The sequence below is a fragment of the Coleofasciculus sp. G3-WIS-01 genome (genome assembly GCF_040223135.1).
Taxonomy (GTDB): Bacteria; Cyanobacteriota; Cyanobacteriia; order Cyanobacteriales; family Coleofasciculaceae; genus Coleofasciculus.
Genome location: NZ_JAVJZI010000058.1, coordinates 22,837 through 28,982, shown reverse-complemented (window position 1 = coordinate 28,982; position 6,146 = coordinate 22,837). Strand labels below are relative to the sequence as shown.

The following is a 6,146-nucleotide window of genomic DNA, read 5'->3' as shown; positions in this document are numbered from 1 at the left end:
TTGTATTTACATTACCACAATAGTAGAACGTTATCCGAATTATTTGACTGGCGAATTTATTCGCTACCTAGACGGTTCGCTCGGTTTCATCTCCCAGCTAAAGAGCGTGGGAGCCTTCACCCATCGCTTGAACGGTAACTGTGCGATCGCGCGGTTCAATCGTGCTTGTACCACCCGATCCGACTCTTGAGTCAACGCCTGTTGTAAGGGAGGCATAACTTCTGGCTGGGCAATATCTTGTAAGGACGCGATCGCAGCATAACGCAGCGCCCAATCCTCTGGTGTCAGTAATGCCCAGGTCAATTTGTCTATGGCTTGACTAATAATTGCTGCATCCTTGGCTAAACTGCCAATCCTTCCTAACCCTCGTGCAGCTACGCGCCGGACATTTCCTTGACAGTGATTCGCGACGGATGTGCCGACGACATCCTCTAACAAACTCAGCGCCTTTGGGTCACCAATTCGGGCTAAAGCCTGAATGATATGGGCTTGCACAGCCTGGTCACCCGAGGCATCAAAGGCGGCAATTAAAGGATTAACGCTGGCTGATGCCAATTCTACTAATCCGTCTACAGCGGCGGCTGGGACAGCCGGATGATGATGACTTAATGCCCCAATTAAGGCTGTGATTACATCATCGCTAGCAGGCTGCGCTTGAGCAACTAACGCCTGAATCGCTTCTACGGCTTCGTTGGGCGTAGCCGCTTGTTGTAATTTTTGTCCTTTGTTATTTGTCATTGGTCATTGGTCATTGGTCATTGGTCATTGGTCTTATATACAGTCGGGGCGGGTTTAGTTACATCTGGGTGTAACCGAAAAGATAGTAGTGAAACCCGCCCCTACACAATCTCCCCCATCTTCTGATAACTGATAACTGCTAACTGATAACTCCCTCATCTTCCCCAGCTTCCCTGCTAGAGCTGAATTAACAACTGATCAATCGTGTCAAGCAGAAACTGGCATTTATCCTGCTGGTTTAATTCGGCTTCTGTCTCACTTTCTAAGATAGCTTCTAACATCCGCTTGATATTCAGCAGTTTTAAACTATTAGGAACCTTCGCCTGAATAATCGCCTGCGCTGCGGCTAAATGACCAATCGCGCCCAGGTCAAACATCGCCGCCCAGCGCAAATACATATTGGGATGATCCAAATTCTGGATAATCCGCTCAATATATTGCGGCTCTTTTGTCAATAGATATAAATACCGAGCCGCTGCACATTGAACCCGTTCCGACTGATGGGTTAAAAAGGGTTCAATCTGGGGACGGGCTTGCCAAACCTCTAAAGTCCCTAACGCTTCAATCAAGGCTTCATAGGGTTGCTCTGCTTCAGCGTTTAGGAGATTCAGCAAGGGAGAGACAGCGCTGCGATCGCCAATTGCCGCTAAAGCCTGAATCGTTGCCTCTCGAAGGCTCAGATCCGGACAATCTAAGGCAGCAATTAACGCAGGTACAGCTTGGGGATTTTTTAACTCACCCAATGCTCGCGCCGCCTGACGTCGCAAGGGATATCCACCTGCTTGAGTACGATAGGCTTCATCTTGGAGAGCTTCACATAGCACTGTCCACGAGTCCTGTACTTTATTCTTACCCAGCCACCAAGCGGCATAATAGCGCAACTGATTATCGTCTCCTTTTAAGGCAGCGATCGCGGTTTCTGCCGAACTTATGGGTTGGGGGGGAGAAGCGGTAGTCATGTATACAAAAATTCGTAACCCTAAATCACTTTCTATTTATATTAAGTAGGCTGGTGGAAATAAACGCAACTATATTAAGTTATGTGAATAGACCTCAAACCCTTACATAAACAAATGACAAATGACGTAGCTTGCTTCTCAAGGGTAGCGAGTATGACAAATGACAAATGACAAATGACGAATGACAAATGACAAATGACAAATGACAATCTCAGCCGTTAACTTTTATTGTCCCTACCTACTTATACAAGATTCGGGTCTGATTGATAGACAATAACTGCTTATCGCCTATCCCCCAGACCCGATACAGGCTAGTACAAGGGAAGTGAATACTCCACGCTTCATTCTTACGAATAGAAGCGTGGCGTCTAGCTCCATAAATGACAGAGTAGACCCGGTATTCTCGGTTCCGTCCGGGAACTTCCGCCCGGAACAGACCCACTGCGATTTCTCCGAGTGGGTTTAATGGTTTTAAGCCAATACCTAGCTGCTATGTTGTAGCTGGCACTAAGGTCGGCGTTGTACTGCTTAAGAGTCCGAAACGTAGCCAATGCATAGTTAGACTTGGAACGTTTTACAGCCCCAGAGCCATCAAACGCATTGCTAGATGTGCCACGAGCAAAGACAAATTCGACCTTGCCACCCAGTTCTTCAAATTTCTCGGTGATGAGTTGAGCCAAGCGACTCTTCATCCAACCGTGAAATCTCTGACGCAAGCTAGAGCCTCTCTTTCCGCCCTTAGGTCGCCAGCCCTTGAGGTTCTCCAAAACGATCACATAGGCTCCATGCTCCGCGGCCCAATTCACCAGTTGCCTAGAAACCAACTGGCAGATTTGGCGGTTGATGTTGTGAGCCTTGCGGTAAATCGATTGGCAAAAACGATGGCACAGTTTGCCCGTTTTGCTCATGGTCAAACGAGCCTTGTGGCGAATAGCCTGCAATCGCTTGTCTCTTCGGTCTATGTCGGCGGCACAGTCATTAAAAAATCGGCGTGCAGTCACAGTGCCGTCAGGACTCACGATTGAAGCTACTGCAATTGTATTCAGTCCGAGGTCAACACCACAAACTTTCTGGGGTTTTCCCAGCTTGGGTGGTGTGACCTCGAATGGGATAGCAAGAAACACTCCCTTGTGATTCATCACCAATGAAGGTGACAGACTTTTGGAGTTAGGGAGGTTGTGACGCTCTCGGCGTTGGACAACTGCTATTTTTTCCCAAACCCATTCCTTGCCGTTGTAGACCTTAATCTGAACGGCATCTTCCTCGAACAGAATGCACTGCCCTCTGTCAAGTTACCCATACAATGATTCTAGCAGTGAACAACGACAAAACACTTCCAGGACTAAACTTGGTGAACTTCATCAAGAACCTGAAGTCTGTCTCTTCTCGTCGAATGCGAAAAGAGTATAGTGACTACTTGGAAAAGTATCTTTGGGGTGGTCAATTCTGGAATGATGGCTCCACGATTATTTCTGTAGGAGCTAGCGCCAGTATTGAGGTGTTGATTACTTACATCAAGAATCAAGGCAAAGCTGATAAATCCTGACCGCCGCTAACTACCGCTTGAGCCGATCGGGTACAAGCGTAGGATGCGCGGCGGAATTTTGCTCAAACATCTCTACTGAATGCATGACTTCCCAGGTAGCCTCAATCATTTCTAGCTCAAAGCATTGATGGCATAGTTGAGGTAAATGTTCGCTTCACCTGCAACATCTCCCGATAAACCATGATTGTCACGGACAAATTCGAGAGCCGCCACGTACCAACTGGACGACAAACCGAGAGCCGCATTGAATTCTTTAACGCCAGCGATCACATATTCATCCAGTGGACCCGTTCCACCCACGACGCAGCAGTAGCTGATCACACGCAAGTAGTTGTTAATATCTCGCACACACTTAGACTTGCCTTCTTGAGTCGAGGCATATTGGGGTCCCTCCATTTGAGTGGTGTAGGGGAATTTCTGATAAACATGATTAGCAGCAGCTTCAGACCATCCCTGACCATTATCAGTAAACGCTTTAGCCGCATCCAGACCAGCCTTCGCCCGACTGAAACGACCAAAAATGGCTTGCATTTCGGTGTTAGTCGGATAAGAACCGCGCACGTCAGCAGCAGCAATCGCCTCAGTAATTGGGGTTTTCATGAGTATTTTTGTTCTCCTAAATGATTGACTCGGTTAAGTTGTCAGATTGATGATCAAAAAGCCGTTTAAACTCGACCTTAAGCAACGGCGGCTGCTGCTGTATCAAAATAGCCCGCTAACTCAGACATCAGAGCGCTGCAATCTCCTTGGGTAATGCCATTGGGGTCGTTGGCAAGTGCGATCGCGGCATCTTTCATCTTTTGAATCCCGGATGCTACGGCATCTCCAGGTGTTCCTAGCGCTTGGTAGGTTTCCCGCAGACCATTGAGACAACGGTCATTCATCACACTGGCATCCCCTGCCACCATGGAGTAGGTGACATAACGGAGAATAAAGCCCATGTCACGGATACAAGCAGCATGGTTGCGGTGATGGTCACAAGGACCACCAGGAGCGAACACTTGGGGACGCTCTGCCACTAATCCTCGGTACGCATTGGCGACTATGGAAGAAGCGTTACTGGTGAGACGGTTCACCGTATCTAAACGCTTATTGCTTTCCGACACCATCGCTGAAAGGGCGTTGATTTGATCGCCACTCAGATAGGCACCACTTTTATCGGCTTGCTCTACCACTTTGGAAAACGCATCAAGCATTTTATTAATTTCTCCTAGCTAAACTTTGTTTGAACGAACGAACGATTGATCGACGTGGCGAGATCCGCCTAAGTCTGGCATTGGGTCAAATCCAGCCCTGAAAGAATTTATCGGATTATCTTGGTCAATTTTCTGGCATCGGCGGCACTATCGACATAACCAGTACGACACTTTAGGCGACTCTGGCAATCAATCCTTTCACCGCTTATACAACCATCCGCAAATCCTAGACTTCAGGGAAAGTTTGGTTCTGCCCCAAATAACCCATAGGTTTCTTTATACAATATGCTGAAGATTTTTAAACATTAAAAAATATTAACTTGTATGTCATTGTACAGGATTTTGCTCAAACCTTCTCAGATAAAGCCCTAAGCATAGTTCAGTTGATTAAAGTTTTTACATTTTGCAAAGTATTGAGCTGTCAAATGTTTACTTTTGTTAAGACTACGACGCCGAAAATTTACGCGCAATCTTAGATGTAGCCGTCACTTCAGTTTGGTAATCCCGTCTGGCACACCATCTCAGCCAATGTAATGTTTCTTAACAAAATGGGGTGTTGAAGCAATGCTGCAGGGGATTAAGACAGATTAAGGAAAGTGTTATCTAAAGAAAATTAGAGCATTGAGGCAGTATTAGTTTGTGACAATGAGATAGGGAAGCCTTCAGCCAGTAACCCTATTGAGTATATCTACTTAAGTAATTGTTACTAAATTTCTCATAAAGGCGAGAAGACGTGGCTCAAGATAACCGCCCCGATACAGAACTTGACAATGGGGATTTGGCGCGATCGCGAAATCTGTAGCCGTCTCGTGCTGCTAGTTTGAGCAGGTTTGGCATCCTCAGGATTGGTGAGCTTGATCAGCCAACGCTTAAAAACTTAACAATTTGTAACAAATAAAAACTCAACATCATTGTATAAAAGAAACCTGAAGGGTACAGATGACAGGCAAACGTTAACCCAAACACCAGATGACCGCGATTGTGGGGATTCTCATAAAAAGCCGGAAATCTTCTCAGGTTTCTTAACGCTCCGTTTACGTTTTCGTTCTGAGAACGTGATCGGTAGCAGCGAGAACAGACCAGAAGAGGTGTAAGGGTTTCACTGTCTCGACCTAACCTGTCTAGATTTCAACCCTAGACTCAACCAAGCAAAGGAGGATTTGAGTTCATGTTTGATGCATTCACCAAGGTGGTAAGCCAAGCTGATGCGCGAGGCGAAATGCTGACCGGCTCTCAGTTAGATGCTTTGAATGCAATGGTGGCAGAAAGCAACAAGCGGATGGATTCCGTTAACCGGATCACCAGCAACTCTTCTAAAATCGTTGCTGACGCGGCTCGTGCTTTGTTTGCGGAACAGCCTCAGTTAATTGCTCCAGGTGGTAACGCCTACACCAGTCGTCGGATGGCGGCTTGCTTGCGGGATATGGAAATCATCCTGCGCTATGTGACCTACGCAATTTTTGCCGGGGATTCCAGTGTACTCAATGATCGCTGCCTGAATGGTTTGCGTGAAACCTATGTAGCGCTGGGCGTACCGGGATCTTCTGTTGCGGCTGGCGTGCAAAAAATGAAAGAAGCCGCGCTCACACTTGCGAATGACCGTAATAATATCACTCCTGGTGATTGCAGCTCTTTAATGTCCGAAATCGGTAGCTACTTTGACATGGCTGCCAACGCGGTTGCCTAAAACAAGGTAAAAAAAGATTG

Annotated in this window: 8 protein-coding genes; 3 read left to right on the top strand and 5 right to left on the bottom strand. The window is 46.9% G+C overall.

Going from position 1 to position 6,146, the window contains the following annotated elements; translation table 11 throughout:
* Positions 1-63: 63 nt before the first annotated feature.
* The 3 genes from RIM23_RS06025 to RIM23_RS06015 form a co-directional block, all read right to left on the bottom strand.
* On the bottom strand, positions 64-738 hold the full coding sequence (locus RIM23_RS06025) for a HEAT repeat domain-containing protein (protein WP_446365325.1): 675 nt from the start codon (positions 736-738) through the stop codon (positions 64-66).
* A 176-nt stretch (positions 739-914) separates the two neighbouring features.
* Complete coding sequence (locus RIM23_RS06020) at positions 915-1,697, bottom strand: HEAT repeat domain-containing protein (protein ID WP_446365323.1); 783 nt, start codon at positions 1,695-1,697, stop codon at positions 915-917.
* 368 nt (positions 1,698-2,065) lie between these two features.
* Positions 2,066-2,605 (bottom strand): IS200/IS605 family accessory protein TnpB-related protein, encoded by a 540-nt coding sequence (locus RIM23_RS06015; protein WP_446365333.1) that lies wholly within the window; start codon positions 2,603-2,605, stop codon positions 2,066-2,068.
* Here RIM23_RS06015 and RIM23_RS06010 point away from each other — a divergent pair.
* A complete protein-coding gene (locus RIM23_RS06010) occupies positions 2,507-2,722 on the top strand; it encodes a hypothetical protein (protein ID WP_446365335.1) in 216 nt (71 codons plus the stop codon). The genes RIM23_RS06015 and RIM23_RS06010 overlap by 99 nt on opposite strands.
* Before the next feature lie 290 nt (positions 2,723-3,012).
* Positions 3,013-3,243 carry a transposase gene (locus RIM23_RS06005; protein WP_446365321.1) on the top strand — a complete coding sequence of 77 codons (231 nt, stop codon included), beginning with the start codon at positions 3,013-3,015 and terminating at the stop codon, positions 3,241-3,243.
* 111 nt (positions 3,244-3,354) lie between these two features.
* Here RIM23_RS06005 and RIM23_RS06000 read toward each other — a convergent pair whose 3' ends face one another.
* Both RIM23_RS06000 and RIM23_RS05995 read right to left on the bottom strand, forming a co-directional pair.
* On the bottom strand, positions 3,355-3,843 hold the full coding sequence (locus RIM23_RS06000; RefSeq protein WP_446338770.1) for a phycocyanin subunit alpha: 489 nt from the start codon (positions 3,841-3,843) through the stop codon (positions 3,355-3,357).
* 77 nt (positions 3,844-3,920) lie between these two features.
* Entirely contained in the window at positions 3,921-4,439 is a 519-nt protein-coding gene (locus tag RIM23_RS05995) for a phycocyanin subunit beta (RefSeq protein ID WP_446338769.1), read from the bottom strand.
* A 1,168-nt stretch (positions 4,440-5,607) separates the two neighbouring features.
* On the opposite strand from RIM23_RS05995, the gene RIM23_RS05990 reads away from it, so the two are divergent.
* On the top strand, positions 5,608-6,126 hold the full coding sequence (locus RIM23_RS05990; protein ID WP_446365319.1) for a phycocyanin subunit beta: 519 nt from the start codon (positions 5,608-5,610) through the stop codon (positions 6,124-6,126).
* Positions 6,127-6,146 lie beyond the last annotated feature (20 nt).